This window comes from Agromyces aerolatus, from assembly GCF_031432255.1.
Classification (GTDB): Bacteria; Actinomycetota; Actinomycetes; order Actinomycetales; family Microbacteriaceae; genus Agromyces.
The window spans coordinates 333,684-359,545 of record NZ_JAVKGQ010000002.1 but is presented as its reverse complement, the minus strand read 5'-3'; the positions used below and the strand labels follow the sequence as shown (position 1 = coordinate 359,545).

Below are 25,862 nucleotides of genomic sequence, written 5' to 3'. Positions count from 1 at the left end.
GGATCCTCCGGCTGCACGCGCCTCAGGCGTGCGGATGCCTCGGGCGGAACGCGCGTCCGCCCGCTCGCGCCGTCACTCCAGAGCGCCGGCCAGGTCCTCGAGCTGCGCGAGCCAGCTCGCGGCATCCGTGACCGAGGTGTCGAAGTTCGTGTCGATGACGACGCCGTCGATGCCGCGGCGCCTGGCCTCGTGGACGTACTCGACGACGCCGTCGACGCCGAGCTTGATCCCGGATGCGCTCTCGGTCGCGAGCCGGTACACCATGCCCACGGGCGCCTTGCCCTCGGGGCGCCAGGAGTTGATGAGCGCCAGCTTCTCCTCGGCCTCGTCGAGCGACATGGCGGGGCCGCCGGGGTTCCACAGGTCGAAGTCGCGGGCGGTGCGCCGGAGGCCCGCATCCGACCACATCCCCGCCATGAGCGGGATCGGTCGCGGCGGCTTCGGGCGCATGACACCGGGTGCGATGTCGAACATCGGCGAGTGGAACTCGATCGGGTCGTCCTCCCAGCACGCCCGGAGGGCGGGGATGAACTCGTCGAGACGCTTCCCGCGCGTGGACGCGTCGACCCCGGCCGCGGCGTGCTCCTCGCGCGACCAGCCCACGCCGAATCCGGCGATGAGCCGCCCGCCCGACAACTGCGCGAGCGTCGCGAGCCGGTTCGCGAGCGGCGCCGGGTAGTGGTACCCGGCCACCAGGATGCTCGTCCCGATGCCCATGCCGGGCGCCCACGCGGTCACCGCCCCGAGAAGCTCGAGCGGCGAGTACACGGTCTCGTACACCGAGCGCTGGACGCCCCCGGACTGCGTGGGATACGCGGACTTCGACTCGGTGGCGAACAGGAAGTGCTCCTGCACCCAGAGCGAGTCGAAGCCGAGCTGATGAGACCGGACCGTGTAGTCGCGGATGAGTCCGACGTCGACGACCTCGCCGAGCTGCGGGAGACACAGGCCGACGAACGTCATGTCGTCCGCTCCGTCGTGAAGGGCTGGCTCATCTCATGTTCCTTTCGTGGTCGTTGCGACCCGGGCTCGTTCCGCTCCGGGTTCGTTCAGTTCTGGGCTCGTTCAGTTCTGGGCTCGTTCAGTTCTGGGCCCGTTCCGGCTCCGCGGTCACGCCGCGAGGGCCTGGGCGAGGGCCTCGATGCGCGAACTGAGGGTTCGCGTGACGGCCTCCTGCTGGTCGGCACCGATCGCCTCCGCCCGGATCGACTGCCAGACGACGGTCGTCGCACCGGCGCCGGCCTCCTCGAGCCGGATGTCCGCCACGGACTCCGCCCCCGACTCCAGCCGAACGGCATATCGGAGGTGCCGGCGCTCATGGTCGAGGTGCTCGAGACGCTCGACGATGCGCGCCCCACCGCGGGCCGTGATCGTCCGAGTCATCCCGATGCCGTCACCATCGACGACGACGTGCTCGACGAAGGGGTTCCACGTGGCGACGCCGCCGAAGTCGCCGAGCTGTGCCCAGACCGCAGCCGACGGTGCCGCGATCTCACCGCGCACTTCGATCGTATTCACTGCAATCCTCGCTATCGTTAGAAGGTAAAGGTAGTCTGCACGTTCACGGCACTCGACTCAATGCCGGACACCGAAGGAAAGCGAGAGCGCCATGAAGTTCGCGAGTGAGCTGCTGCAGATCCCCGGGCCGCCCGACGTGACCGCGACCGTCATGGCCCGAGCGACCCTGCTCGACGAGCTGGGCTTCGACATCGGCATGATCGGGCACCACCGATTCGTGAGCGGCAACCCCTCCGCGGTGTTCACCCTCCTCTCCGCGGTCGCCGCGCGAACCGACCAGCTCATGCTCGGCACCGGTGTCCTGGTGCTTCCGGCGTACCATCCGCTCGACATCGCGGAGCAGGTCGCGACCCTCGACCAGGTCTCCGGAGGCCGTGCGTTCCTCGGCGTCGGGGCGGGCTACCGCGCACCCGAGATCGCCGCCACGGGTCGAGACCCTCAAGACCGGGGGTCCCTCATGACCGAGGCACTCGAAGTGCTCGACGCCGTCTGGGGCGCGGAGACCGCGAGCTACCACGGGAAGCACTTCCACTTCGACGACGTCACCATCGAGCCCCGGCCCGTCCAGGATCGACCCCTCATCATCGTGGGGACGAAGGCGAAGGTCGGTGCGCGTCGCGCCGGCCGCCTCGCCGACGGCGTCCTCGGCGGCCTGGTCCAGACCGTCGAGGAATACCGTCCGACGGTCGATCTGTACCGGGAGACGGCCGCGGCCAACGACCGGACCGCGCGGCTCTGGCTGCAGCGCAGCGTCTGCATCGCCGACAGCCGTGCCGAGCTCGAGGAGACCTGGCTTCCCGGATTCCTGGAGAACCGGCGGGGCAAGCTCGCCCTCGGCCCTGGACTCGCGTCATCGGCGGTCGATTTCGCGATCCTCGAGGGGCGCACGCCGAGCCTGGAGGAAGCGGCCGAGGGATGCGCGCTCGTCGGGACCGCGGACGAGGTCATCCAGCAGATCCGCGACCTGCAGGACCGGATCGAGATCGACGCCCTCGTCGTGAACCACCACTGGTCGACGGGCGACGACGCGACGATCGAGCGGCAGCTGCGCCGGTTCGCCCACGAGGTGCGGCCCGCCTTCGCGCTCGCCGACGCTCGCCCGACGAGCCGGTGACGCGCGGCGAAATCCCGCGATGCCGTCAAATTATGGCGATAATGTCACCAATGGAAACAATGGGCCACAGAGGAGCACCGCCATGTCGACCGTGAGCAACCCCATCGCCTCTCGGGGTGCCGGCATCCAGCAGGTGAGGGTCGCAGAGACCGTCGCCGCTGAACTCCGCCGACGGATCCTGCGCGGCGACTTCCCCGACGGCGCACTGCCCAAACAGGACCAGTTGCGTGAAGAGTACGGCATCAGCCACCCCTCCCTGCGCGAGGCGCTTCGGATCCTCGAGACCGAGGGCCTCGTGGTCGTCCGGCGAGGCAACGTCGGCGGCGCGATCGTGCAGCAGCCGGGCGAGGCCCGGTTCGGCTACACGCTCGGCCTGGCGCTTCAGTCGTCGGGCGTGCACCTGCATGAGCTGGCGACCGCGGTCGCGACGCTCGAGCCCGTGTGCGCACGCCTCTGCGCCGAGAACCCGAAGCGCGGGAAGCAGGTCGTCCCGCGCCTGCGTGCCATCCTCGACACCGCTCGCGGCGAAGAGGGCAGCGCCGAGGGCGTGCCGTTCACGCGCGCCGCGCGCAGCTTCCACGGCGCGGTCGTCGACCTGTGCGGCAACGAGCCGACGAAGATGATCGTCGGCGGCCTGGTCGCGCTCTGGGACGCGCAGGAGGAGGCGTGGGCGCAAGACCTGACCGCGCAGGGCGCCTACCCCGACCACGATCGCCGCGTCGCGACGCTCAACGCGCACAACAAGCTGCTCGACCTGATCGAGGCGGGCGACGGCCTGGGCGCGGAAGACTTCTCGCGCCGCCACATCCGTTCGACGCAGAAGGTCATCCTCTCGCGCATCGAGGACCGGGTGATCCAGGCATCGTCGGTACGCTCGAGCATCCTCGCGCAGCAGAACGGCAGGTGACGGTCGCACCATGAGCACCGGACGACCGATCCCGCGCCGGCCTGAGATCGTCGACGCCTGGATCCAACCCTGGACCAAGGAGATCGTCGACGGGCTGCCCTGGCGCACCGCGAACGTCTTCAAGCGGTACGGCGAGTCGCGCGCGATGCACGGCATCCCGCTCGAGGTCATGATCGACGAGCTGGATGCCTCGCCGGTGGACCTGGCGCTCGTGTCGGGTGGCCCGGTGATGCCGAACTCGATCGTGCTCGAGGCTCTCGATCGCTGGCCCGACCGCCTCATCGGCGTCATCGCGGTCGACCCGACGGACGGCATCATGAAGGCGGTCCGCGAGCTGGAGTCGCTGGCCCGCGACTATCCGATCTGCGCGATGAAGCTCGAGCCGTTCTACCACTGGGCCGACCCGACGCACCGCTGGTTCTACCCGCTGTACGCCAAGTGCGAAGAGCTGGGGCTCGCGGTGCAGACGCAGGTCGGCGGCACTGGCCCGTACTATCCCTCGCGCTCGGGCCAGCCGCTGCACATCGACGAGGTCGCGCTCGACTTCCCCGATCTCTCGATCGTGTGCGGCCACGTGGGCACGCCGTGGGCCGAAGAGATGATCCACGTCGCGTGGAAGCACGAGAACGTGTACATCGACACCTCGGCGCGGCTTCCGAAGCACTTCGAGCCCGAGTTCGTGAAGTTCCTGTCGCGGTACGGCCAGGACCGGTGCATCTACGCGAGCGACTGGCCGCTGCTCGACTTCGAGCGCCCGCTCCGCCAGGTCGACGAGATGAACCTGTCCGATGAGGTCCGTGGGAAGTTCCTTGCGGAGAACGCGATCACGGCGTTCCGGCTGGAGCGCTTCATCGCCGACGACGCGGCCTGATCCGGCGTCCGATCGCCGCCGGGTGACCCGGCGACGTTTGACGTGCCCGGCCGACCGAGTTAGCATTGACATATCGTAATGGATTTCGATATTTCAAATTCGGATCGTTCACACTCGGAGCAACAATGAAGTTCTCACATACTCGGCCGCTCCCGCGCATCGCCATCATCGGCGGTGGCTTCGGCGGCATCGGTCTCGGCGTCCAGCTGAAGAAGGCCGGCATCCACTCCTTCGAGATCTTCGAGAAATCGGCGAACCTCGGCGGCGTGTGGTGGGACAACCGCTACCCGGGCGCCGAGGTCGACACCCCCTCGGTGATGTACTCGTTCTCGTTCGAGCCCTACCGCTGGAGCCGCACCCACGTCCGTCAGGCCGAACTGCTCGAGTACATGGAGTACGTCGCGCAGAAGCACGGCCTCATGGACCATGTGCACACCAGCACGGAGGTCACGCGTGCCGACTGGAACGACGACGCCCAGCGGTACACCGTCACGTTCGGCGATGGCACGCAGCGCGACTTCGAGGTCGTGGTCAGCGCGGTCGGCCTGCTCTCGGACCCCCGGTACCCGACCTGGCCGGGCCTCGACTCGTTCGAGGGCGAGAAGTTCCACACCTCGCGGTGGGATTCGTCGATCGACCTCACCGGCAAGCGGGTCGCGGTGGTCGGCACCGGGTCCACGGCCGTGCAGGTGGTCCCGAACATCGCGCCCATCGCCGGCGAGGTAAAGCTCTTCCAGCGCGAGCCCGGCTGGGTGCTGCCGAAGGGCGCGCAGACGTTCGGGCCGGCCGAGCGCGAGGCGCTCAACGACCCGATCGCCCAGAAGCTCGTGCGCTGGGGCATGCTGATCCAGCGCGAGAAGTTCCAGTACCGCAATGCGGCGTGGCGCCCCGGCACGCCCCAGAACGCGGCATCCGAACGCGCGGCGCGCGAGTACATCGCGCGCGTCTTCGCCGAGCGCCCCGACCTCGCCGAGCTCGTGACGCCGTCGTATCCCTTCGGCGGCAAGCGGCCGATCCTGACCGACGACTTCTACCCGTCGCTGCTGCGCGACAACGTCGAGCTCGTGCCGCACGCCGTCGACACCGTGACCCCGAACGGTCTCGTCGACCGGACCGGAGTCCACCACGAGATCGACGTGCTCGTCATGTCCACGGGGTTCAAGTCGTCGTTCGCCTCGACCTTCGACCTGACCGGGCAGCACGGCATCGACCTGCACACCACATGGGCGGGCGACGACCAGGCGTTCCTCGGCATCATGGTGCCGTCGTTCCCGAACTTCTTCATGCTCTACGGGCCGAACACCAACGGCGGCGCCATCGTCACGCACCTCGAGGAGCAGATCCGGTACGTGGTCGCGGCGATCAAGTACCAGGTGCGCAACGGCTTCTCGGCGCTCTACGTCGACGAGGCGATCACCGCCGCGTACAACGCGATCCTCCAGGACCGCCTCAAGGGCACGTCGTTCGATGGCGTCAACAACTACTACGCGAGCGCCAGTGGCCGGATCATCACGCAGTGGTCGGACGGGGCGATCGTGTACGGCGTGGCCACCCGGCTGCTGCGCCGCGTCGCCTGGCGCGGCAAGCGCGTGGTCAGGTCGTCGGTCAAGCCGCCGGTCGTGCTGCCCGTCGACGGCGCGTACGAGCAGACGCCGATCGACGACGAACTCGAGATGATCCTGCAAGCGAACGAGGTGTGAGATGAGCTCCGGAACCGATGTCACCAAGCGCGTCGCCGTGACCGGCCTGACGGTCGCCGCGGTCTACGCGGCCGCGCGAGTGGGGCTGCGCGCCCGTCGTGCGTGGCGGAACATGAAGATCATCCAGTCGGTCGACACCGGCTCGGTCTGGACCACCGAGTAGCCGGGGCGACCAACGCCGCGCTCCCGAGACGACTGGAGGCCCGCATCACGCCGCAACGCGGCGGGAGGCGGGCCTCGCTCGTGCGTGCCGACCGCGCCGGTCCATCCCCACTCCCCGATCCTTGCTCAGGAACGAAGGCGCGACCCGCCGTAGCGGCTACCCGTGCGCGCGGCGTGGCGCCCACGCCTTCCTGAGCAAGGAATACGGTGCATGACGGGCGGGCTGCGGCTCAGCCGTCCCAGCGCCGTAGGAGTGCGGCGAGCGCCTGGCCGCCGCCGATGCACATCGTGACGACCGCGTACTCGAGGTCGCGGCGGTGCAGGTCGAGGGCCGCGCGGACGGTGAGGATGGCGCCCGTCGCACCGACCGGGTGCCCGAGCGCGATCGCGCCGCCGTACGGGTTGACCTTCGCCGGGTCGAGGCCGGCATCACGGATGACCGCGACCGCCTGCGCGGCGAACGCCTCGTTGAGCTCGATCACGTCGACGTCGGCCGCGGTCAGCCCCGTCTGCTGCCAGAGGCGCTCGAGCGCGTAGACGGGCGCGTAGCCCATGAGCTCGGGCTCGTTGCCCGCCGTGGCGACCGCCTCGATCGTGACCAGGCCCTTCACGCCCCGCGCCCGGGCATACGACTCGCGCATCAGCACGGTCGCCGCGGCGCCGTCGTTGATGCCGGAGGCGTTGCCCGCCGTGACCGATCCACCCTCCTGGAACGCGGGCCGCAGCCCGGCCAGCACTTCCTGGGTCGTCCCGGGCTTCGGGTGCTGGTCGGTGGTCACCTCGACCGGCTTGCGGCCGCCGGTGGTGACCGGCACGATCTCCTCGCCGAACGCCGCGCGCGAGGCATCCGTCGCCGCCCGCCGTTGACTCTCGACCGCGAACTCGTCCTGCTCGACGCGGGAGACGCCGTACTTGGCGGCCACGTTCTCGGCCGTGACGCCCATGTGCCGGCCCGAGAACGGGTCGGTCAGGATGCCGACGGTCCCGTCGACGAGCGTGCGGTCCCCGAGCCGATCGTTGAAGCGCGCGTTGAAATCGTAGAACGGCATGCGGGTCATGTTCTCGTCGCCGCCGGCGAGCACGACGTCGACGCCGCCCCAGAGCAGCTCCTGCGCGCCCGACCAGATCGCCTGCAGGCCCGACCCGCAGAGCCGGTTCACGGTGAACGCCGGAGTGCGCACGGGCAGCCCCGCCGCGAGCGCGACCCGCCGCGCGTTGTACGCGTCGCCCGCGACCTGCCCGATGCAGCCCATGACGACCTCGTCGATCTCGTCGGCACCGACTCCGGCCCGCTCGAGCGCCGTACGCGAGGCCACGGCGCCCAGCTCGTGCGCGGCCGTGTCCTTGAACACACCGCCGAAGCTGCCGACCGGCGTGCGCGCGCCCGCGACGATCACGACCTTCTCGCGATCGCCGATCGCGCGCTCCCCCGCCATCAGGCCACCGCCCCATCGGGCCGAACCGAGGCCGCCCGGCCTCCCCCGAACGTGTTCGTCTCATCCATCATGTGCTCTCCGGTCGCCTGTCATCGGTCACCACTCGAACCGCCATCCTTTATATAATAGCCGTGATCGCAGCGCCGCCTCCTCCCGAGCGAATCGGGCCTGATGGAGGAGGCCCTCCAGTCGATCGAGGTGCCAGCGCGATGTCGGCGGCGTCACGAGAGCCATCCGGCCGCCACGATCCCGACAGGCATTGCCGAAGGCTTCTTCACATCGGCGGTCGGCACCGGCAGGCTGGAGGCATGGAGCGCGGAACGCTGAACGCAGGCGAGGGCAGAGCAGAGGCGATGTCGGCGGCCACGGTTCCGGCGGAGCGGCGTCACACGGAGGATTCCGGTCAGGCCGGCCGGGAGGATGAGTTCGTCGGCGACGCGGCATGCTGGCTGCCCCAGGTGTGCCCAGAGTGCGGGGCGATGATCGAGCATGGGCGGTGCTGGCGTTGCGGGAGGGAGTGACATGTCGTCCGACTCGGCCTCGACGTCCGTCGTCTTCACCATCGGACACTCCACCCACCCCGTCGAGGAGTTCATCCAGATGCTCGAGCACAATGGCGTCGATCTCGTCGCCGACGTGCGGGCGAACCCGGGGTCCCGCAGGAACCCGCAGTTCGGGCCGGAGGCGCTGGCCGCGTCGCTCGACGAGGCCGGCATCGGATATACGCACGTGGCGGAGCTCGGTGGCCGCCGGTACTCGCGCGTAGACGACGAGACGTCGAACGCAGGGTGGCGAAACCACAGCTTCCGCAGCTACGCCGACTACATGCAGACCCAGCCGTTCACACACGGGATGGACTCCCTCCTGGATCTCGCTCGGAACCACACCGTCGCCATCATGTGCGCGGAAGCCGTCCCGTGGCGTTGCCATCGTTCCCTCCTCGGTGACGCATTGCTCGTCCGCGGTATCGACGTCACCGACATCATGAGCCCGGCGCAGACTCGTCCTCACAGCCTCACCTCTTTCGCGCGGGTCGACGGCGACCGGATCACCTACCCGCCGCCCGCCCGGTAATCGTGTCGCACCGGCCGTCCGATGAGTACCCTCACCCGCAAAGAACCGATCGCACCAGGGTTTGGCGCGAACGATCCGCACGAGGCTGCTGACACTGCAAGCCCCGTCAGGACAGACACCGGGACCGCTTCCCAGGAGGGTGGAACGAGTGTGGACCGGAGGGAAGGTTCTCGGCGCGCCGCCGAGAAGTTCAGCCAGACGGGTGTCGGTTGTTCGTGCAGTGCAGCACCATCTAGACCCAGCTATCGGCGAGCTTCCAGTTCGTGACAGCGGAGTGCCAGCCACCTACTTGGTCGCGCCTGACAATGCTGCCGTCTCCGAGGTAGCCCGCATACATGATCGACGCGTCGATCTTGTCGCCACCGGTGCGCAGCTCCACACCAGGGGGAATTCGCCATCCGCTGCCCGGGTGATATTCGTGGCCGTCGAGGGTATCTGCCGAGTCTGGGCAAGTGAGTACGGGAATGTTGGCTGAGGCCAACCAGCCAAGCTGGATAACGGGCCCCTCGACGGTGGCAGTCCTCCAGGTTGCGTGGACCGAGTCATCGGTCTCGGGAACGGCAGGCAGACTCGTAAGCGGGGCCAGAGCGGCAAGAGCGGTCGCCGTAGCGGCGAGAGCAATAGACATGCTTTCTAGTATATCCTCGCTGAACGAGGGTGCTCGACGCTGCGACGAGACTCATCTGAAATGCCCGCGCCGTCGAGGTCCTCCGCCGGCATCCCCGCCTCGAGCTCGGCGAACTTCGCCTGCATGGTCGGGTTGCCCCTGGTCAGCTTCTTGACGGTGAGCGCGGTCGCCTTGTCGTTGGCGAGGCGGAGGTTGTTCTCGGAGCCGAGCAGGCCGTCCTTGACCTTCTGGAGCCGGTCGATGGCGAGGTCGATGTCCTTGATCGCGGCGTCGAACTTGCGCTTGGCGAGGTCGTAGTTGCGGCCGAATGCGGTCTTGAACCCCTCGAGCTCGGTCTCGAAGTCGGTGATGTCGATGTGCTGCTGCCTCACCTGTTCGAGCTCGGCCTTCACGAGGATCGTGGCCTGAGCGGCGTTGCGGAGCAGTGCGATGATCGCCAGGAAGAATTGCGGACGAACGACGAACATCTTCGGGTTCGAGCGAGGCGTCACGCGCGCGTCGCTGGTCGACGACCTCGCGCGCTACGCCGGCTGGTTTGCGGCGATGGCGCTTGGCAATGAGCATGATGCGGATCTCGCACCTCGCTTCGCGGACCTGGACCAGCTCACCGATGTCGTCTACCCGTTGCAGCTCCGGCTCTACGCCGACTACGACGCAGGAAAGCTCGCTCGAAGCCAATTCATCGAGATCCTTGACGCGGTGATCTCTTACATCTTCCGGCGCGCTGTGTGCCGAATCCCCACGAACAGCCTCAACAAGACATTCGCGACGATCGGCACGGTGATCGATGAGGCGAATTGCGCAGAGAGTGTCACAGCCCGCCTACTTACCCTTCCCGATTACCGACGCTTCCCGAGCGACGAGGAGTTCATCGAGGCGCTCACGACATCGGACGTGTACAGCTTCAAACGACGTGGGTACCTCTTCACCAGGCTAGAAAACCACGGCCGCAAAGAACCTGTGTCGATCGCCGAGTACACGATCGAGCACATCATGCCGCAAAATGCGAACGCCAGGTGGCAGGAGGCTCTCGGCCCTGACTGGCAGGCGGTGCACGAGCGATTCCTCCATACGCTCGGCAATCTCACCCTCACCGGCTATAACCCGGAGTACTCCGACCGACCATTCGAGCAAAAGCGCGACATGGAAGGCGGGTTCAAGGACAGTCCCCTGCGCCTGAACCAGGGCATCGGGCAGCTCCGCTCCTGGGGTGCGAGCCAGATCCAGGACCGAGCTCAGCGACTCGCTGCGAATGCCGTACAACTCTGGACCCGACCGATCATCGAGCCCACGACCCTCGCCAATTACCGCCGCGGCTTCGAAGAAGGGCAGAGGTTCGATTGGTCCGAGCTTCATGCAATCCTCGAGGAGATTCCCGCTGGACGGTGGACGAGCTACTACCTGCTTGCTGAAGTCGTCGGCACCAGCGCCCAAGCTCTCGCGGGACATCTCCAGAGGCATGGCGGCTGCCCGAACGCCTACCGTGTGCTCGCCTGGGATGGACGTGTCGCCGATGGGTTCCGATGGGCGGACCCGAGTGACACCCGCGACCCGAAGCAGGTCTTGGCGAGCGAGGGCGTGCGCTTCGTCGGAGAGACCGCTGATCCTGAACAGCAGCTCACCGTAGACGACCTTCGTGCCTTCAACGAAGAGGTCTCGGAGTAGGCCGGTCGCGCACGTGCCACGTTCTCCGAATCGGAGCTTGACGCCCATGCCGCCCTGGACGGCGACTGTATCGGGCAGCATCTGCGTGGCGATCAGTGTGCACAGCACGAGGCGCGCACGCGCGACGGCGATCTCGAACTCGGCGGCGACCTGCGCAAGTCGGTCGTTCAGATCTGGTAAACCGGCCCTTCGGGCTACCACCGAGCGGAGGGGCAAAGCTAGAGCTGGCCGCGGAATTCCGCCGATTTCACTGCTGGGGTACCTGGACTCGAACCAAGAACAACTGAACCAGAATCAGCCGTGTTGCCAATTACACCATACCCCAATGGCCTGAAACGCGAGGTTCCGGGCCGACATGTAACTCTAGCCTACGGCCGGGCGGCGTCCAAACCGAGCGCCCGGCCCGCGGCGCCGCTAACCCGCGAACCGCACGCCCCGCCCGACCGCCACCACCGTCAAATCGACGACCGCAGGATAAGCCGATCGATGCGCGCGAGCGAGTCGATCTTCCCGAGGATCGACATCGACTCGAACAGCGGCGGCGACACGCGCCGGCCCGAGATCGCGACCCGCACCGGGCCGAACGCCACGCGCGGCTTCAGGCCGAGCCCGTCGATCAGCGCGCCGCGCAGCGCCAGCTCGATCTCGCTGGTCGTCCAGGCCTCGGCGGGGATGCGGTCGAGGGCGTCGCGGGCCGCTGCGAGCACCTCGCCGGCGTTCGCCGGCAGCGACGCGAGCGCGTCGTCCTCGAAGTGCAGCCGCGAGGCATCCGTGAACAGGAAGCCGACCATGCCGGGCGCCTCGCCCAGCAGCCCGATGCGCTCCTGCACGAGGGGCGCGACCTCGACGAGCGTCGCCTCCTCGGCGGGCGAGATCGGCGTCTCGACGATCCCCTCGCGCTGCAGGTACGGCACGGTGCGCGCCGCGAACTCGGGAACCGGAAGCAGCCGGATGTGGTCGCCGTTGATCGCCTCGGCCTTCTTCAGGTCGAAGCGCGCCGGGTTCGGGTTGACGTTCGCGACATCGAACGCCGCGACGAGCTCGTCGCGGCTGAACACGTCGCGATCGGCCGAGAATCCCCAGCCGAGCAGCGCCAGATAGTTCACGAGCCCCTCGGGCACGAAGCCGCGGTCGCGGTGATGGAACAGGTTCGACTCGGGGTCGCGCTTCGAGAGTTTCTTGTTGCCCTCCCCCATCACGTACGGCAGGTGCCCGAACCTCGGCACGAACGTGGTCACGCCGATGTCGATGAGTGCGTGGTACAGCGCGATCTGGCGGGGCGTCGACGACAGCAGGTCCTCGCCGCGCAGCACGTGCGTGATCCCCATGAGCGCGTCGTCCACCGGGTTCACGAGCGTGTAGAGCGGCGCCCCGTTGGGGCGCACCACGACGAAGTCGATGGTCGAGCCCGCGGCGAACTCGATGGGCCCGCGCACGAGGTCGTCGAACCCGAGGTCGACGTCGGGCACGCGCAGTCGCAGCGCAGGCTCCCGGCCTTCGGCGCGGAACGCGGCACGCTGCTCGTCGGTGAGGTCGCGGTCGAAGTTGTCGTAGCCGAGCTGCTTGGGCCGGCCGGCGGCCTCATTGCGCGCGTCGATCTCTTCGGCGGTCGAGTAGCTCTCGTACACGTGACCCGAGGCCTTGAGCCGTTCGATCACGTCGGCGTAGATCTCGCCCCGCTGCGACTGGCGGTACGGGCCGTGGGGGCCGCCGACGCCGATGCCCTCATCCCAGTCGAGTCCGAGCCAGGTGAGCGCATCGAGGATCATCTCGTAGCTCTCCTCGCTGTCGCGGGCCGCGTCGGTGTCCTCGATGCGGAACACGAACGTGCCGCCCGTGTGGCGCGCGTACGCCCAGTTGAACAGCGCGGTGCGCACGAGGCCGACGTGCGGCGTGCCGGTCGGTGAGGGGCAGAAGCGCACACGGATGTCGCTTCCGGTGGCGGTGGTCGTGGGGTGGGCCGTGTCAGACATCGTCACCAATCGTAGCGATCGTCGCGACGGATGCCTCGGACGCGTCGTCGTCCGCGAGCGCCGCCAGCGCGGCGAGCGCCGCGGCGATCGCGGGGACGCGGTCGCCGCCGCGAGCGGTCACCACGTGCAGCGAGCGCACGTCGTCGCGTGCGGCGCCACGGACAGCCACACCGGGATGCCGAGGCATCGCCTGCAGCGCGAGCTCGGGCAGCAGTGCGACGCCGAGCCCCTGCGCGACCATGCCCTCGACCGCCACGAAGTTGTCCGTCTCGAACGCGATCCGCGGAGTGAAGCCCGCCGCGTGGGCCAGTTCGAGCAGGTGGCCGCGGCACCGCGGGCAGCCCGCGATCCACGCGCGGTCGGCGAGGCGTTCGAGCGGCACCTCGTCGAGGCCGGCGAGCGGATCTGCGGCGGGCAGCACGAGCCGCATGCGCTCGCTGCCGTACGGCCTGACGTCGAGCCCGCGCGCGCTCTGCCGGTGCGGGTCGTCGCGATCGCCGGGGTAGCTGAACGTGATCGCGAGGTCGGCGCGGTTCTCGCGCACCGCCTGCACCGCCTCGGGCGGCTCGGCCTCCACGAACGTGACCTCGATGCCGGGGTGGCTCGTCGCGAGCCGCGCGATGAGCCGCGGCACGAGCGTGGGCGAGGCCGACGGGAACGCGACCAGCCGGACGCGGCCCGAGCGGAGCCCGCGGAGGTCGGCGAGCTCGCCGGCGGCCGCCTCGAGCGAGTCGGTGACGGCGCGCGCGTGCCGCGCGAGCGCTCGGCCCGCTTCGGTGAGCCGGATGCCTCGGCCGGCACGTTCCACGAGCGCGACGCCCGTCCGGTCCTCGAAGCGCCTGAGCTGCTGGCTGACGGCTGGCTGACTGTACCCCAGCGCCGTCGCCGCAGCCGTGAGCGAGCCGTGCTCGGCGACCGCGTGCACGATGCGCACGGTCTGCAGGTCGATCGCGAACGCGAGGCGCTCAGTCGAGTCGGTCATCGCCGAATCATAATCCCGGCGCATGTGTTTCATGCCACACCTGCCCTTGTCCAATGAATCAGGTGGGCGGAGACTGGCCGCATGCCTCAGATCGATGCGCAGCCGCACGCACGACCGGCGGCCACCACCCAGCCGCCGGTCGCCGGCCAGGCGCCGGCCACGGACCGGCCCTTCGCCGATGCCGAGCCGTTCGCCGGCGCCGCGACCGGCCGCGGGTACCTCGCGGCCTGCACCATGGGCCTGCCTGCACGTGCGACGGTCGACGCGCTCCGCGCGGACCTCGAGCGGTGGGGCACGGGCACCGCGACCGCGGTGCACTACACCGAGGTCGTGGAGCGCGCCCGGGCGCACGCTGCGACCCTCCTCGGCACGGGTGCCGACCGCATCGCGCTGGGCTCCCAGGTGTCCGTCTTCGCAGCGATCGCGGCCGCGTCGGTCACCCCGGGCGCCGAGGTCGTGTGCGTCGACGGCGATTTCAGCTCGCTCGTGGCGCCGTTCCTCGTGCGCGCCGACCTCCGCGTGCGGCATGTGCCCCTGACGGCGCTCGCCGACGAGATCACCGCGCGCACCGCGCTCGTCGCGTACTCTCTCGTGCAGTCCGCGACGGGTGAGGTCGCCGACGCAGCATCCATCGCCCGTGCGGCTCGCGACGCCGGCGCGTTCCTGCTCGCCGACACCACGCAGGCGACGGGCTGGCTGCCGACCCGCGACCTGGACGCCGACCTCACCGTGTGCCACACGTACAAGTGGCTCTCGGCACCGCGCGGCGCGGCGTTCGCCGCGTTCTCCGACCGGGCGCTCGCCGAGCTCACCCCGCTCGCCGCGGGCTGGTACTCCGGAGCCGACCCGTGGACCAGCTGCTACGGGCCCGCGCTGCACCTCGCCGACGACGCGTCCCGGTTCGACGTCTCGCCCGCCTGGCAGGCGTGGGTCGGCGCCGACGCCGCACTGGGCGTCGCCGCGTCGCTCGACGAGTCCGTGGTGCTCGCCCACGACCTCGCGCTCGCGAACGCGTTCAGGGCGCGGCTCGGGCTCGAGGCATCCGACAGCGCGATCGTCACCTGGCCCGACGCCGACGGCGACGACCTGCGCACGCTCACCGCCGCGGAAGTCGTGGCCTCGGGCCGCGCGGGCCGCGCGCGCGTGGCGTTCCACGTGTGGAACGACGACGAGGACGTCCAGCTCGCGGCGGATGCGCTCGGCGGGGCCGCTCCGCGCTGAGCCCCGACGCGGTTCAGCGCACCGGGTTCGAGAGCGTTCCGAGCCCCGGCACCGTCACCTCGACCGTGTCGCCCGCCACGATCGGGCCGACGCCCGCTGGCGTGCCGGTCAGGATCACGTCACCCGGCAGGAGCGTGAACACGCTCGACGCGTAGGCGATGATCGCGGGCACCGAGTGCACCATGTCGGCGAGCCGGCCGTGCTGCTTGCGCTCGCCGTTCACGCTGGTCTCGATCGTGCCGTGCTCGAGATCCACGTCGGTGTCGATCACGGGGCCGATCGGGCAGAACGTGTCGAAGCCCTTCGCGCGAGTCCACTGCCCGTCGGTGCGCTGCAGGTCGCGCGCCGTCACGTCGTTGGCGATCGTGTAGCCGAAGATCACGTCGTCGGCGTCGGCCTCGGCGACGTTCTTCGCGATGCGGCCGATGACGACCGCGAGCTCGCCCTCGAACTCGACGCGCTCGCTCTGCTGCGGTGACACGATCGCGTCCCCCGGGCCGATGACCGAGGTGTTCGGCTTGAGGAACAGCAGCGGCTCGGCCGGCGCCTCGTTGCCGAGCTCGGCGGCGTGCTCGCGATAGTTGCGCCCGACGGCCACGACCTTCGACCGCGGGATGACGGGCGCGAGCAGCTTCGCGTCGGCGAGCGGCACGCGCTCGCCGGTCGGGTCGAAGCCCGCGAACATGGGATCGGCCTTCAGCACGATCAGCTCGTGCTCCTCCTCGTCGACGATGCCGAACGAGATGGACTCCCCGTGACTGAACCGCGCGATCTTCATACGGGCAAGCCTATCGACGCGCCCGCGTGCGGCCGCCTCACCGCGCGCGATCGCGCAAGAACCACGTGCTCGCAATGATAGTATTCTGGAATGCATTCTCGACTCACCTGCCGCCTCGCCGCTGCGGGCCTCCTGCTCACCACGATCGTCGGCGCGGGCGCCGCGGCTCCCGCCTCAGCCTCGACGGCAACGACCTCCGAGGCCGCCCCCGCCCCCGCCGGGGTCAGCCTCCAGCTCCTGAAAGGCGAGATCCTCGGTGAGCTCGGCGACACCGGCACGTCGGCGCTCGTGAGCGTCGCCTACATCTGCCCGCCGGGCAACAACGCCGTGATCACGATCGATGCGACCCAGACCACGACCGGCCGGACCGCCTCCGGCACGGAATCGGTGCCCTGCACGGGCAGGTCGGTGGCCCGTACCGTCACGATCACCGCGAACGGCACCGCGTTCTCGATCCAGCCCAAAGACGGCACCATCTCGACCACCGGGCAGATGACGGGACTGGGCTCGCCGGTCGTCGCCGATCTCGTCTACAGCTGGTCGGCCTGAGCGCGGGCGCTCGCGACACGTCGAAGGCCGGCGCTCGGCATACGTCGAGCCCCGGCCTTCCTCACGCCTGTGCCGCCTTCGTCACGCGTCCAGGCGGACCATCCAGCCGTGGCGGTCTTCGACGCGCCCGTACTGGATGCCCGTGAGCTCCTCGCGGAGCGACAGCGCGAGCCGCTCGGCCTCGTCGCCCACGTGCGTGATCTCGAAATCCTCGGCGAGCAGCCGCCCGATCGGCACGACGACCGCGGCCGTCCCGCACGCGAACGCGCCGACGATGTCGCCGGAGGCGGCACCCTCACGCCACTCGTCGATCGTGATCTTGCGCTGCTCGACCTCGTGTCCGCGGTCGGCGGCGAGCCGCAGGATCGAGTCACGCGTGATGCCCTCGAGGATCGTGTCGGACTCGGGCGTGAGCAGCGTGCCGTCCTTCTTGACCAGCACGACGTTCATGCCGCCGAGCTCCTCGAGGTACTTCCCCTCGTCGAGGAACATGACCTGCTGGCAGCCCTTCTCGTACGCCTCGGCCTGCGGCAGCAGGCTCGACGCGTAGTTGCCGCCCGTCTTGGCCGCACCGGTGCCGCCCTTGCCGGCGCGCGCGTACCGCGTCGAGAGCCAGATGTTCACGGGCTGCACCCCGCCCGTGAAGTAGGCGCCTGCGGGGCTCGCGATGAGGTAGTACGCGACCTTCTGGGCCGGGCGCACACCGAGGAAGGCCTCCTTGGCGAACATGAACGGCCGGAAGTACAGGCTGGTCTCGGGCGCGGTCGGCACCCACGCGCCATCGACGGCGACGAGCTGCTTGAGCGAGTCGATGAAGTGCTCGACGGGCAGCTCGGGCAGCGCCATGCGGCGCGCGGAGCGCTGCAGGCGCGCGGCGTTCTCGTACGGGCGGAACGTCCAGATCGATCCATCGGCGTGGCGGTACGCCTTCAGGCCCTCGAATATCTCCTGGGCGTAGTGCAGCACCGCGGCCGCCGGGTCGAGCTGGATCGGGCCGTACGGCGAGACGCGCGGCCGGTGCCAGCCGCCCTTCTGCGACCAGCACAGGTCGACCATGTGGTCGGTGAAGTGGTTGCCGAACCCGGGGTCGGCGAGGATCTCCTCGCGCTCGGCGTCGGTCTTCGCCTCGGCGTTGCGGGCGACGTTCCAGATGAGACCGGCGGCTGAGGGGGCCTGGAGGCGGAGGTCGGTGGTCATGGCGTCTTCCTTCGGATGCGTCTGGGTGAGCGTTCAGTGCGCGGGCTGCAGGGCAGCCTGGATGCGGACGGCGATCGCGTCACCGATCTCGGCCGTGCTGCGTCGGTGGTCGCCGCGCTCGGCGAGGTCGGCGGCCACCGCGCGTTCCACTCGGGTCGCGGCATCCGCTTCGCCGAGGTGGCGCAGCAGGAGCGCGACCGACAGGATCGCGGCGGTGGGATCGGCGATGCCCTTCCCGGCGATGTCGGGAGCCGAACCGTGCACCGGCTCGAACATGCTCGGGAACCTGCCGTCGGGGTTGATGTTGCCCGAGGCGGCGAGGCCGATGCCGCCGCTGATCGCGCCGGCCAGATCGGTCAGGATGTCGCCGAAGAGGTTGTCCGTGACGATGACGTCGAACCTACCAGGATCCGTGACGAGGAAGATCGTCGCGGCATCGACGTGCAGGTAGTCGACGGTGACACCCGGGTACTCGGCGGCGACGGCGTCGACGGTGCGCTTCCAGAGCGAGCCGGCGAACACGAGCACGTTCGTCTTGTGCACGAGCGTGAGCTTGGACCGCCGGGCGGCCGCCTGCTCGAACGCATAGCGCACCACGCGCTCGACGCCGTAGGCGGTGTTCACCGACACCTCGTTCGCGACCTCGTGCGGCGTGCCGACCCGGATCGCTCCGCCGTTGCCCACGTACGGCCCCTCGGTGCCCTCGCGGACGACCACGAAGTCGACGTCGCCCGGGTTCGCCAGCGGGCTCGACACGTTGGGGTGCAGCACGGTCGGGCGCAGGTTCACGTAGTGGTCGAGCTCGAACCGCAGCTTCAGCAGCAGCCCGCGCTCGATGTTCGCGCCGGCCAGCCGGGGGTCGCCGGGGACGCCGCCGACCGCGCCGAGCAGAATGGCGTCGTGCGCCCTGATCGCGGCGAGATCGTCGTCGGTGAGCACGTCGCCGGTCTCGAGATACCGCCCGGCTCCGAGCGAGAACGGCGTCTGCTCGAATGCGAGCTCGGTGCCGACCGTGGCGGCGTCGAGCGCCTTGAGCGCCTCGTCGACGACCTCGGGACCGATCCCGTCACCGGGGATGACCGCGAGCTTGACCCTCGTTACCATGCGTGTCCCTTCATGCGCCAGCCCTCCCAGCGTAGTGCGTGGCGTGGCTAGCCTGAGGCCGCTGCCCGACGCGCTCCGTGTCGGTGCCGGTATGCGGTGCGGCACACGTCCGCGCCGGGGAAGGAAGGGCCGGATGAGCCTCGGACTCGGTATCGTCCTCTTCGCAATCGGCGCGATCCTCGCGTTCGCCGTGAACGTCACGCTCGACTGGATCGACCTGACGACCGTCGGCTACATCCTCATGGGTGCCGGCGCGATCGTCATCGTCCTCGGCATCGTCCTGATCGCGCGGCGCCGCAACACGGTGTCGACGTCGCGCACCTCGGTCGATCCGGCCACCGGCGAGCGTGTCCGCCGCAGCGAGACCAGCTCGCCCGACGACCCGGCGGCCTACTGACCGTCGCGCAGGCCGGCGCGCTCGCCCGCCGACGCGCGCTTCGCGCCGCGACCGAGCGTCGTGGCCGCGACCACGGCCGCGAGGAGCATGAGCGCCACGCCGATGAGCGAGGTCACCATGACCCCGCTGTCGAACGCGTGCGCGGCGGATGCCTCGAGCGCGGCGCGTGCCGTGCCGGGCAGGTCGCTCGCGGTCGTGAACGCCCCGGCGAGTGTCTCGCGCGCGGCCTCGGCCTGCTCGGCGGTCAGCCCTGAGGGCAGCTCAAGGGAGGTCCGGTAGTAGGCCGTGAGGATCGACCCGAGCACCGCGGTGCCGAGCACGGCGCCGAGTTCGTAGGCCGTCTCGGAGACCGCCGATGCGGCACCCGCCTTCGCCGCGGGCGCGTTGCTCAGGATGAGCTCGTTCGACACGGTCTCGGCCGCGCCGATCCCGATGCCGAGCATCATGAAGGCGAGCACCACGGGTGCGAGCGCGCCGGAGTCTGCCGTGAGCGCGATGACGACGTACGCGCCGGCCGAGAGCGTCAGCGCGACCGGGACGACGACCCGGGCGGCGACGCGTTTGGCGATGGGCACGACGATGAGGCCGGCCGCGATCATCGCCGCGAGCCCCGGGGTCAGCGCGAGCCCCGCCTGTACCGGGCTCAGCCCGACGATGAGCTGCAGGTGCTGCGACACGAAGTACAGGAATCCGACGAGCGAGATCACGCTCATGAGGTTCACGAGCACGGCGCCGCCGAACGCGCCCCGGCGGAACAGGCGCACGTCGAGCATGGGCGTCGGCCGCCGCAGCTGGCGGCGCACGAACAGCCAGCCGAAGACGAACCCGAGCAGGATCATCGGGATGCCGTAGCCGCCGAACCCGTCGGTCGCGATCGCCTTGATGCCCAAGACGACCGGGATCATCGCGGCGAGCGAGAGCGCGATGCTCAGCGGGTCGATCGGCCCGGGTGCGGGGTCGCGGCTCTCGCGCACGAGGAGCGGCAGCAGCACGACGAGCGGCAGCAGCACGGGGACGGCGAGCAGGAAGACCGAGCCCCACGCGAAGTGCTCGAGCAGCACCCCGCCGACGATGGGGCCGAGCGCGCTGCCCGCTGCGAAGCCCGTCGCCCAGATCGCGATCGCGAGCCGGCGCTGCTCCCGGTCGGTGAACACGGACCGCAGCAGCGAGAGCGTGGAGGGCATGAGCATGGCGCCGAAGAAGCCGAGCGCGGCCCGCGCGATGATCAGCGCCTCCGCCGTCGGCGCGAAGGCCGCACCCACGGACACGAGCCCGAACCCGATCGAACCGATGAGCAGCAGCCGGCGCCGGCCGAAACGGTCGCCGAGGGACCCCATGGCCACGAGCAGGCCGGCGAGCACGAGCGGATACGCGTCGATGATCCAGAGCTGCTGGGCCGCGGTGGGCGCGAGGTCTCGGGCGATCTCGGGCAGCGCGAAGCTCAGCACCGTGTTGTCGACCGAGACGAGCAGCACGGGCAACATGAGCACCGCGAGCGCGATCCAGGCGCGGCGCGGCGCGCGCGGTCCGTTCGAGGCGAGCGAGGCGGTGTCGACGCGCTCGATGGGGGTCGACGAGGTGTCGGAGTGCATGCGTGGGTGTCCTGTTTCTATACCGTCCGGCTGGTATAGTAACAGAGGTCACCGACGGATGTCTCGAGAAAAGGACCCATGAGCCGACCCCCTGCCGCTCGCGAAGCGGTGCTCGACGCGTTCGAGCACCTGATCGTCGCCGACGGCGAACGCACCGCCACGCTCGACGCGACCGCGAGGCACGCCGGCGTCTCGAAGGGCGGGCTGCTCTATCACTTCGGCTCGCGGCAGGCCCTCATCGCCGGGCTCATCGAGCGACTGCACCGACTCATCCGCGAAGACGTGGAGCGCATCGACGCCGCGCCCGATGGCGCCATCTCGTACTTCATCCGATCATCGACCGAGGTCGCCACACCGCTCGACCGCACGTTCGTCGCCGTCGTGCGGCTCGCGCAGGGCGGCGACCGCGACGCGGCCGAGGCCCTCGAAGCCGTGCGACGATGCTGGCTCGACGCGCTGTCGGCCCACGTCGGCGACCCGACCGTCGCACTCGCCGTGACCCTGATCGGCGACGGCCTGTACTACCACGCGGCGCTCAGCGCGGAGTCCGCCGACTCCCCCGCCGAGATCACCACGATCGACGACGACGCCATGTACCGGCTCGTCGCCCTGCTCGAACGCCTCGCGCGATCCAGCCCGGCGTCACCCGACGGCACCGCCGCCGGCGAGGCATCCGGAACCTGACGCCGCCCGTCGGTCGAGGAGCGCGCGACGAAGGAGCGCGCGTATCGAGACCAGCGCACCGGGTCTCGATACGCTTCGCTCCTCGACCAGCCGGCCGCGGCACGGCCCGGGCTCAGGCCGTCGAGCTCAGGACTCGGTGATGTCGATCTCGACCATCACGTCGGCGTCGGTCGCCGCGCGGACCCGGTCGAGCACGTCGGCGGGCACCGGCGAGTCGACCGTCAGCACGCTGAGCGCCTGCCCGCCGGCCTCGCGGCGCGCGATCTGCATGCCCGCGATGTTGATGCCGGCGTCGCCGAACTCGCTGCCGTACACGGCCACGATGCCGGGCCGGTCGGTGTAGAGCATGACGATGTGGTGGCTCGCGATCGGCACCTCGATCTCGTAGCCGTTGATGCCGACGAGCTTCTCGATCTGCTTCGGACCGGTCAGCGTGCCCGACACCGACACCTGGCGGCCGTCGCCCTGGGCGCCGGTCAGCGTGATCACGTTGCGGTACTCGGGCGACTCTGCGTCGGTGATAAGGCGGACCTCGATGCCGCGCTGCTCGGCGAGGAGCGGCGCGTTCACGTACGAGACCGACTCGCTCACGACGTTCGTGAACACGCCCTTCAGCGCCGCGAGCTTCAGCACGCTCACGTCGTAGTCGTTGAGCTCGCCGTGCACCTCGATGTCGAGGCTCGTGAGCGGGCCGTCGACGAGGCCTGCGAAGAGCTGGCCGAGCTTCTCGACCAGCGGGATGCCGGGGCGCACGTACGGGTCGATGACCCCGCCGGCGACGTTCACGGCGTCGGGCACGAGCTCACCCGCGAGCGCGAGCCGCACCGACTTCGCGACCGAGACGCCCGCCTTCTCCTGCGCCTCGTCGGTCGAGGCGCCGAGGTGCGGCGTGACGACGACGTTGGGCAGGCCGAGCAGCGGCGACTCGCGCGGCGGCTCGGACACGAACACGTCGAGCCCGGCGCCCGCGATCGTGCGGTCCACGAGCGCGTCGTGCAGCGCGGCCTCGTCGATGAGCCCGCCGCGCGCGACGTTGACCACGAACGCGGTCGGCTTCATCTTCGCGAGCTGCTCGGCGCCGATCATGCCCGTCGTCTCGGGCGTCTTCGGCATGTGGATGGTGATGAAGTCGCTGCGCTCGAGCAGCTCGTCGAGCGACACGGTCTGCACGCCGAGCTGCTGGGCCCGCGCGGCCGTGATGTACGGGTCGTACGCGATGACCTCGACGCCGAACGCCTGCAGCCGGGCGGCGATGAGTGCGCCGATGCGGCCGAGGCCGATGATGCCGACGGTCTTCTCGTACAGCTCGGTGCCGGTGTACGCGGACCGTTTCCACTCGCCCTGCGCGAGCGCCGAGTGCGCGGCCGGGATGTGCCGGGCGAGGCTCAGGATGTGCCCCACGGTGAGCTCGGCCGCCGAGATGATGTTCGAGGTCGGCGCGTTCACGACCATGACGCCCGCGGTCGTCGCTGCCTTGATGTCGACGTTGTCGAGCCCGACGCCCGCACGCGCGATGACCTGGAGCTTCGGCGCCGCGGCGATCGCCTCGGCGTCGACCTTCGTCGCCGACCGCACGAGGATCGCGTTCGCGTCGGACAGTGCCGAGAGGAGCGCCGGCCGGTCGGTACCGTCGACCGATCGGATCTCGAAGTCGGGCCCGAGGGCATCGACGGTGGCGGGCGAGAGTTCTTCGGCGATCAGCACGACCGGCTTTGACACAGACGATTCCTTCGGGAGACGTGCGCGGGCCCCGCGCGAGTATGGGAGAGGAACGAACGCCACTGCCGTCGGGGCGTCTCGGCATTCACTCTACTTGAGCGCATATGCCCGCTCGCGCGTATGACGCCGCGGCTACCCCGCGACGCTGATCGCGCCGGTCACCCCGAGCAGGACCGTGAACGTCGAGAACAGCGCGCCCGAGACGGCCAGCCCGGTGAGATAGGCGAGCACGGCGATCAGGATGCTCCGCCCGCGGCCGATCGCGAACGCCGCCGCGAACAGGCCGAGCGGCGCGAGCGCGGCGACGACCATGATGACCCAGCCGACCACCTCGAACGTGAGCCCGAGGCTCAGGATCTGCACGAGACTCTCGACCACCTCCCACACGTCGTACGCGTAGAAGAGCCCGAACAGCACCGCGAGCCCGACCTGCAGCCACAGCGGCTGGTGGGAGCGCGGAGCGCGCTCGTCGGCCGGGACGGCGGCGCGCCCGGCGGCGGATGCGGATTCGGCGCTCACGCGGTCACCCCCAGCACGAACGGGAGCGGCACGAGCACGACCGCGCCCACGGCGAGCCACAGCAGACGCCGTGAGCTGCGCGAGACCACGGCGAAGACCAGCCCGAACCACAGTGCGGGCGCGAGCACCGCCAACCAGAGCCCGAGCGTGTACATGGCGTCGGCGACGAGACTCGTGCCCGGCGCGTCGGTGCGGACGACCGTGAGCAGCCAGCCCACCGTGTACAGCAGGTACACGCCCGCGAGCACGCCGACGATGAGCAGCTCGACCGACCCGGTCTGCCGCCGTTGGCCCGCCGCGTCGCCCTCAGCGGCGTCGTTCACCTCGGAGTCAGCCGTTGCGGCGGACTCCGCCGAGGCATCCGTCGCCGTGGCCTCGGCCGAGGCATCCGTCACCGGCGTCGCATTGCCGACCCGCTTCCAGCCGGGCGCGAGCGTCGGGTCGTCGTCGCCCTCCCAGCTCAGCGCCTCGTCATCGTTCTCGCGGGTCATCCCCCCAGCCTACTGAGCGGGACCGGCCGCCCAGGCCGGCAGCGCTCAGGAGCACCTCCGGCGTTCAGGGCGCGCGATCGCCTGCCGACACACGATCCGCCGGCTCGTCGGATGCGGCACCGTCGTCGCGCACTTCGTGCTTCAGGATGCGCATCGACTGCCCCACGCTGCGGGCCAGCGCCGGAAGCCTCGGCGCACCGAACACCAGCAGCACCACGACGAGGATGATGATCAGGTGCCAGCCCTGCAGGTTCCCCAGCATGGTCGCTCAGCGCTCCAACAGGCCGGTGAGCCCGTCCTTCGCCTCGCTGAGCGCCTGCTTGGGCGTCACGGTTCCCTTGAGCGCGGCCTCGACCGCCTCGTTGAACAGCGTCTGCGCGGCCGTCGCGCTCGGGAACGACCAGAGCGGATTGACCTCCGACGCGGCAGCGACCGTTTCGTTCCACGACGTGTTGAACACGTTCGCGGTGAACCAGTCGGCCGCGAGCGCCTCATCGGTGGCGGGCGGCTGGCCCGACGCGATGAACATGCGCTCGAGACCGTCGAGGTCGGTGCTCAGCGATGAGAGCAGTGACACCGTGGCATCCGTCTCGTCGAAGGCCACCAGGGGCTGACTCCACACGAGGTTCGACCCGGTTCCGCCCGGCGCCGACGGCCGCGACATCGGGAGCATCTTGCCGGCGATGTCGGAATCATCGGACTGCGGCGGGATCACGCCATACGCCTGCGGCGCGTCATCGTAGATCGCCGCACGCCGCTGGGCGAAGAGGGTGCGCGCATCATCACGCACGATGCCGGCCTGGATCAGCCCGTCATCCAGCAGCAGCTTCCAGTACTCGATCGCCGCGATCGATCCCGGGTCTCCGAGTGTGACCTTCCCGTCCTCGACGATCGTTCCACCGAACACCCACATCCACGGCACCATGTCTTTGAGCTGCTCGACCGCGGTGCAGGGTACGTACGGGATCAGCGAACCGTCCAGCCGCGTGATCGCGCGCAACGCCTCGGTGAACTGATCGACCGTGCGAATCGACGAGGCGTCCACCCCGGCCGCCGTGAGCAGCTCCTGATTGCCCACCATGCCGATGGCCGACTGCGTCCATGGCATTGCGTAGCGGGTCCGGTCGTAACGGCCGCCCGCCATCACGCGACTCGGGTAGAGCGACTCATCGACGATCCCGCCGAGATCCTTCAGCACCCCGGCCGAGGCGAGCGTGGACAACCACTCCTCGTCGATGTGGGCGACACCGGCGATATTGCCGCTCCGTGCTTTCAGCACGATCTGGTTCAGGTACTGCAGGTACGGGTAGGTGTTCTCGTTGACGGTGATCTCGGTGGCAGCGCTGAAGTCTGCGATCGTCTCGCGGAGCGCCTCGCCGGCGTTCTGGCCGAACACCCAGGACGTGAGCGTCGTGCTCGACGTGCCGGCCGCAGAACCACCACCGCCGCCCGGCGTGCAGCCGGTGAGCGCGAGCGCGCCGAGCGCGCCGAGTCCCAGGCCGCCGAACAGGAAGCCACGACGACTGACCGTGAGTGAAGAGGTCGTTCGGTGCATTGCTCAATCTCCTTCGATACGAGGGT

27 protein-coding genes and 1 tRNA gene are annotated in these 25,862 nt (G+C 69.7%); 11 read left to right on the top strand and 17 right to left on the bottom strand.

Annotation, left to right across the window (positions count from 1 at the left end):
- Positions 1 to 72: 72 nt before the first annotated feature.
- The gene (locus RH864_RS04575; protein WP_310516333.1) at positions 73 to 963 is read right to left on the bottom strand and encodes a TIGR03619 family F420-dependent LLM class oxidoreductase; all 891 of its coding nucleotides are present in this window, start codon (positions 961 to 963) and stop codon (positions 73 to 75) included.
- A gap of 147 nt (positions 964 to 1,110) precedes the next feature.
- On the bottom strand, positions 1,111 to 1,518 hold the full coding sequence (locus RH864_RS04570; RefSeq protein WP_310516332.1) for an SRPBCC family protein: 408 nt from the start codon (positions 1,516 to 1,518) through the stop codon (positions 1,111 to 1,113).
- Between the two features lie 91 nt (positions 1,519 to 1,609).
- Here RH864_RS04570 and RH864_RS04565 point away from each other — a divergent pair, with 91 nt between their 5' ends.
- The 5 genes from RH864_RS04565 (at position 1,610) to RH864_RS04545 (ending at position 6,273) form a co-directional block, all read left to right on the top strand.
- Positions 1,610 to 2,632 carry an LLM class flavin-dependent oxidoreductase gene (locus RH864_RS04565; protein WP_310516331.1) on the top strand — a complete coding sequence of 341 codons (1,023 nt, stop codon included), beginning with the start codon at positions 1,610 to 1,612 and terminating at the stop codon, positions 2,630 to 2,632.
- 82 nt (positions 2,633 to 2,714) lie between these two features.
- Positions 2,715 to 3,539 carry a FadR/GntR family transcriptional regulator gene (locus tag RH864_RS04560; RefSeq protein WP_310516330.1) on the top strand — a complete coding sequence of 275 codons (825 nt, stop codon included), beginning with the start codon at positions 2,715 to 2,717 and terminating at the stop codon, positions 3,537 to 3,539.
- A gap of 10 nt (positions 3,540 to 3,549) precedes the next feature.
- Complete coding sequence (locus tag RH864_RS04555; protein ID WP_310516329.1) at positions 3,550 to 4,410, top strand: amidohydrolase family protein; 861 nt, start codon at positions 3,550 to 3,552, stop codon at positions 4,408 to 4,410.
- Between the two features lie 125 nt (positions 4,411 to 4,535).
- Positions 4,536 to 6,110: a flavin-containing monooxygenase gene (locus tag RH864_RS04550; protein ID WP_310516328.1), complete on the top strand. Its 1,575-nt coding sequence runs from the start codon at positions 4,536 to 4,538 to the stop codon at positions 6,108 to 6,110.
- 1 nt (position 6,111) lies between these two features.
- Positions 6,112 to 6,273 (top strand): hypothetical protein, encoded by a 162-nt coding sequence (locus tag RH864_RS04545; protein WP_310516327.1) that lies wholly within the window; start codon positions 6,112 to 6,114, stop codon positions 6,271 to 6,273.
- A 229-nt stretch (positions 6,274 to 6,502) separates the two neighbouring features.
- Here the strand turns inward: RH864_RS04545 and RH864_RS04540 are convergent, their stop codons facing one another.
- Positions 6,503 to 7,708 (bottom strand): thiolase family protein, encoded by a 1,206-nt coding sequence (locus tag RH864_RS04540; RefSeq protein ID WP_310516326.1) that lies wholly within the window; start codon positions 7,706 to 7,708, stop codon positions 6,503 to 6,505.
- 522 nt (positions 7,709 to 8,230) lie between these two features.
- On the opposite strand from RH864_RS04540, the gene RH864_RS04535 reads away from it, so the two are divergent.
- The gene (locus RH864_RS04535; RefSeq protein ID WP_310516325.1) at positions 8,231 to 8,782 is read left to right on the top strand and encodes a DUF488 domain-containing protein; all 552 of its coding nucleotides are present in this window, start codon (positions 8,231 to 8,233) and stop codon (positions 8,780 to 8,782) included.
- A gap of 232 nt (positions 8,783 to 9,014) precedes the next feature.
- Here the strand turns inward: RH864_RS04535 and RH864_RS04530 are convergent, their stop codons facing one another.
- Together RH864_RS04530 and RH864_RS04525 are read right to left on the bottom strand one after the other, a co-directional pair.
- On the bottom strand, positions 9,015 to 9,410 hold the full coding sequence (locus RH864_RS04530) for a hypothetical protein (protein WP_310516324.1): 396 nt from the start codon (positions 9,408 to 9,410) through the stop codon (positions 9,015 to 9,017).
- A 5-nt stretch (positions 9,411 to 9,415) separates the two neighbouring features.
- Positions 9,416 to 9,877: a DUF2130 domain-containing protein gene (locus tag RH864_RS04525; protein WP_310516323.1), complete on the bottom strand. Its 462-nt coding sequence runs from the start codon at positions 9,875 to 9,877 to the stop codon at positions 9,416 to 9,418.
- Between RH864_RS04525 and RH864_RS04520 the strand changes: the two genes are divergently transcribed.
- The gene (locus RH864_RS04520) at positions 9,840 to 11,075 is read left to right on the top strand and encodes a GmrSD restriction endonuclease domain-containing protein (protein ID WP_310516322.1); all 1,236 of its coding nucleotides are present in this window, start codon (positions 9,840 to 9,842) and stop codon (positions 11,073 to 11,075) included. The two genes, RH864_RS04525 and RH864_RS04520, sit on opposite strands and share 38 nt — an antisense overlap.
- A 253-nt stretch (positions 11,076 to 11,328) precedes the next feature.
- Here RH864_RS04520 and RH864_RS04515 read toward each other — a convergent pair.
- The 3 genes from RH864_RS04515 to RH864_RS04505 all read right to left on the bottom strand — a co-directional run bounded on the left by RH864_RS04515 (position 11,329) and on the right by RH864_RS04505 (position 14,030).
- Positions 11,329 to 11,400 (bottom strand) — tRNA-Gln (locus tag RH864_RS04515).
- Positions 11,401 to 11,530: 130 nt separating this feature from the next.
- Positions 11,531 to 13,048, bottom strand: a complete 1,518-nt coding sequence (gltX, locus tag RH864_RS04510; RefSeq protein ID WP_310516321.1) for a glutamate--tRNA ligase — start codon at positions 13,046 to 13,048, stop codon at positions 11,531 to 11,533.
- Positions 13,041 to 14,030: a LysR family transcriptional regulator gene (locus RH864_RS04505; protein ID WP_310516320.1), complete on the bottom strand. Its 990-nt coding sequence runs from the start codon at positions 14,028 to 14,030 to the stop codon at positions 13,041 to 13,043. The genes gltX and RH864_RS04505 overlap by 8 nt, the downstream gene beginning before the upstream one ends.
- Before the next feature lie 81 nt (positions 14,031 to 14,111).
- Here RH864_RS04505 and RH864_RS04500 point away from each other — a divergent pair, with 81 nt between their 5' ends.
- A complete protein-coding gene (locus tag RH864_RS04500; RefSeq protein WP_310516319.1) occupies positions 14,112 to 15,251 on the top strand; it encodes an aminotransferase class V-fold PLP-dependent enzyme in 1,140 nt (379 codons plus the stop codon).
- Positions 15,252 to 15,264: 13 nt separating this feature from the next.
- Here the strand turns inward: RH864_RS04500 and RH864_RS04495 are convergent, their stop codons facing one another.
- A complete protein-coding gene (locus tag RH864_RS04495) occupies positions 15,265 to 16,029 on the bottom strand; it encodes a fumarylacetoacetate hydrolase family protein (protein ID WP_310516318.1) in 765 nt (254 codons plus the stop codon).
- A gap of 90 nt (positions 16,030 to 16,119) precedes the next feature.
- Between RH864_RS04495 and RH864_RS04490 the strand changes: the two genes are divergently transcribed.
- On the top strand, positions 16,120 to 16,578 hold the full coding sequence (locus RH864_RS04490) for a hypothetical protein (RefSeq protein ID WP_310516317.1): 459 nt from the start codon (positions 16,120 to 16,122) through the stop codon (positions 16,576 to 16,578).
- Between the two features lie 81 nt (positions 16,579 to 16,659).
- Here the strand turns inward: RH864_RS04490 and RH864_RS04485 are convergent, their stop codons facing one another.
- Positions 16,660 to 17,775, bottom strand: a complete 1,116-nt coding sequence (locus RH864_RS04485; RefSeq protein ID WP_310516316.1) for a branched-chain amino acid aminotransferase — start codon at positions 17,773 to 17,775, stop codon at positions 16,660 to 16,662.
- Positions 17,776 to 17,808: 33 nt separating this feature from the next.
- The gene (locus RH864_RS04480; RefSeq protein WP_310516315.1) at positions 17,809 to 18,879 is read right to left on the bottom strand and encodes a 3-isopropylmalate dehydrogenase; all 1,071 of its coding nucleotides are present in this window, start codon (positions 18,877 to 18,879) and stop codon (positions 17,809 to 17,811) included.
- Positions 18,880 to 19,012: 133 nt separating this feature from the next.
- Between RH864_RS04480 and RH864_RS04475 the strand changes: the two genes are divergently transcribed.
- Positions 19,013 to 19,276 (top strand): DUF6458 family protein, encoded by a 264-nt coding sequence (locus RH864_RS04475; protein WP_310516314.1) that lies wholly within the window; start codon positions 19,013 to 19,015, stop codon positions 19,274 to 19,276.
- Here the strand turns inward: RH864_RS04475 and RH864_RS04470 are convergent.
- Complete coding sequence (locus RH864_RS04470; protein WP_310516313.1) at positions 19,270 to 20,868, bottom strand: MFS transporter; 1,599 nt, start codon at positions 20,866 to 20,868, stop codon at positions 19,270 to 19,272. The genes RH864_RS04475 and RH864_RS04470 overlap by 7 nt on opposite strands.
- A 78-nt stretch (positions 20,869 to 20,946) precedes the next feature.
- Here RH864_RS04470 and RH864_RS04465 point away from each other — a divergent pair, with 78 nt between their 5' ends.
- Positions 20,947 to 21,552, top strand: coding sequence for a TetR/AcrR family transcriptional regulator (locus tag RH864_RS04465; protein WP_310516312.1), 606 nt, complete (start codon positions 20,947 to 20,949; stop codon positions 21,550 to 21,552).
- Between the two features lie 126 nt (positions 21,553 to 21,678).
- Here the strand turns inward: RH864_RS04465 and serA are convergent, their stop codons facing one another.
- The 5 genes from serA to RH864_RS04440 form a co-directional block, all read right to left on the bottom strand.
- Positions 21,679 to 23,271, bottom strand: a complete 1,593-nt coding sequence (serA, locus tag RH864_RS04460) for a phosphoglycerate dehydrogenase (RefSeq protein WP_310516311.1) — start codon at positions 23,269 to 23,271, stop codon at positions 21,679 to 21,681.
- Positions 23,272 to 23,403: 132 nt separating this feature from the next.
- Positions 23,404 to 23,790: a hypothetical protein gene (locus RH864_RS04455; RefSeq protein ID WP_310516310.1), complete on the bottom strand. Its 387-nt coding sequence runs from the start codon at positions 23,788 to 23,790 to the stop codon at positions 23,404 to 23,406.
- The gene (locus RH864_RS04450) at positions 23,787 to 24,281 is read right to left on the bottom strand and encodes a DNA polymerase III subunit gamma/tau (protein WP_310516309.1); all 495 of its coding nucleotides are present in this window, start codon (positions 24,279 to 24,281) and stop codon (positions 23,787 to 23,789) included. Before RH864_RS04450 ends, RH864_RS04455 begins: the two co-directional genes overlap by 4 nt.
- 64 nt (positions 24,282 to 24,345) lie before the next feature.
- Positions 24,346 to 24,543, bottom strand: coding sequence for a twin-arginine translocase TatA/TatE family subunit (tatA, locus tag RH864_RS04445; RefSeq protein ID WP_310516308.1), 198 nt, complete (start codon positions 24,541 to 24,543; stop codon positions 24,346 to 24,348).
- Positions 24,544 to 24,549: 6 nt separating this feature from the next.
- A complete protein-coding gene (locus RH864_RS04440; protein WP_310516307.1) occupies positions 24,550 to 25,836 on the bottom strand; it encodes an ABC transporter substrate-binding protein in 1,287 nt (428 codons plus the stop codon).
- Positions 25,837 to 25,862: the final 26 nt, after the last annotated feature.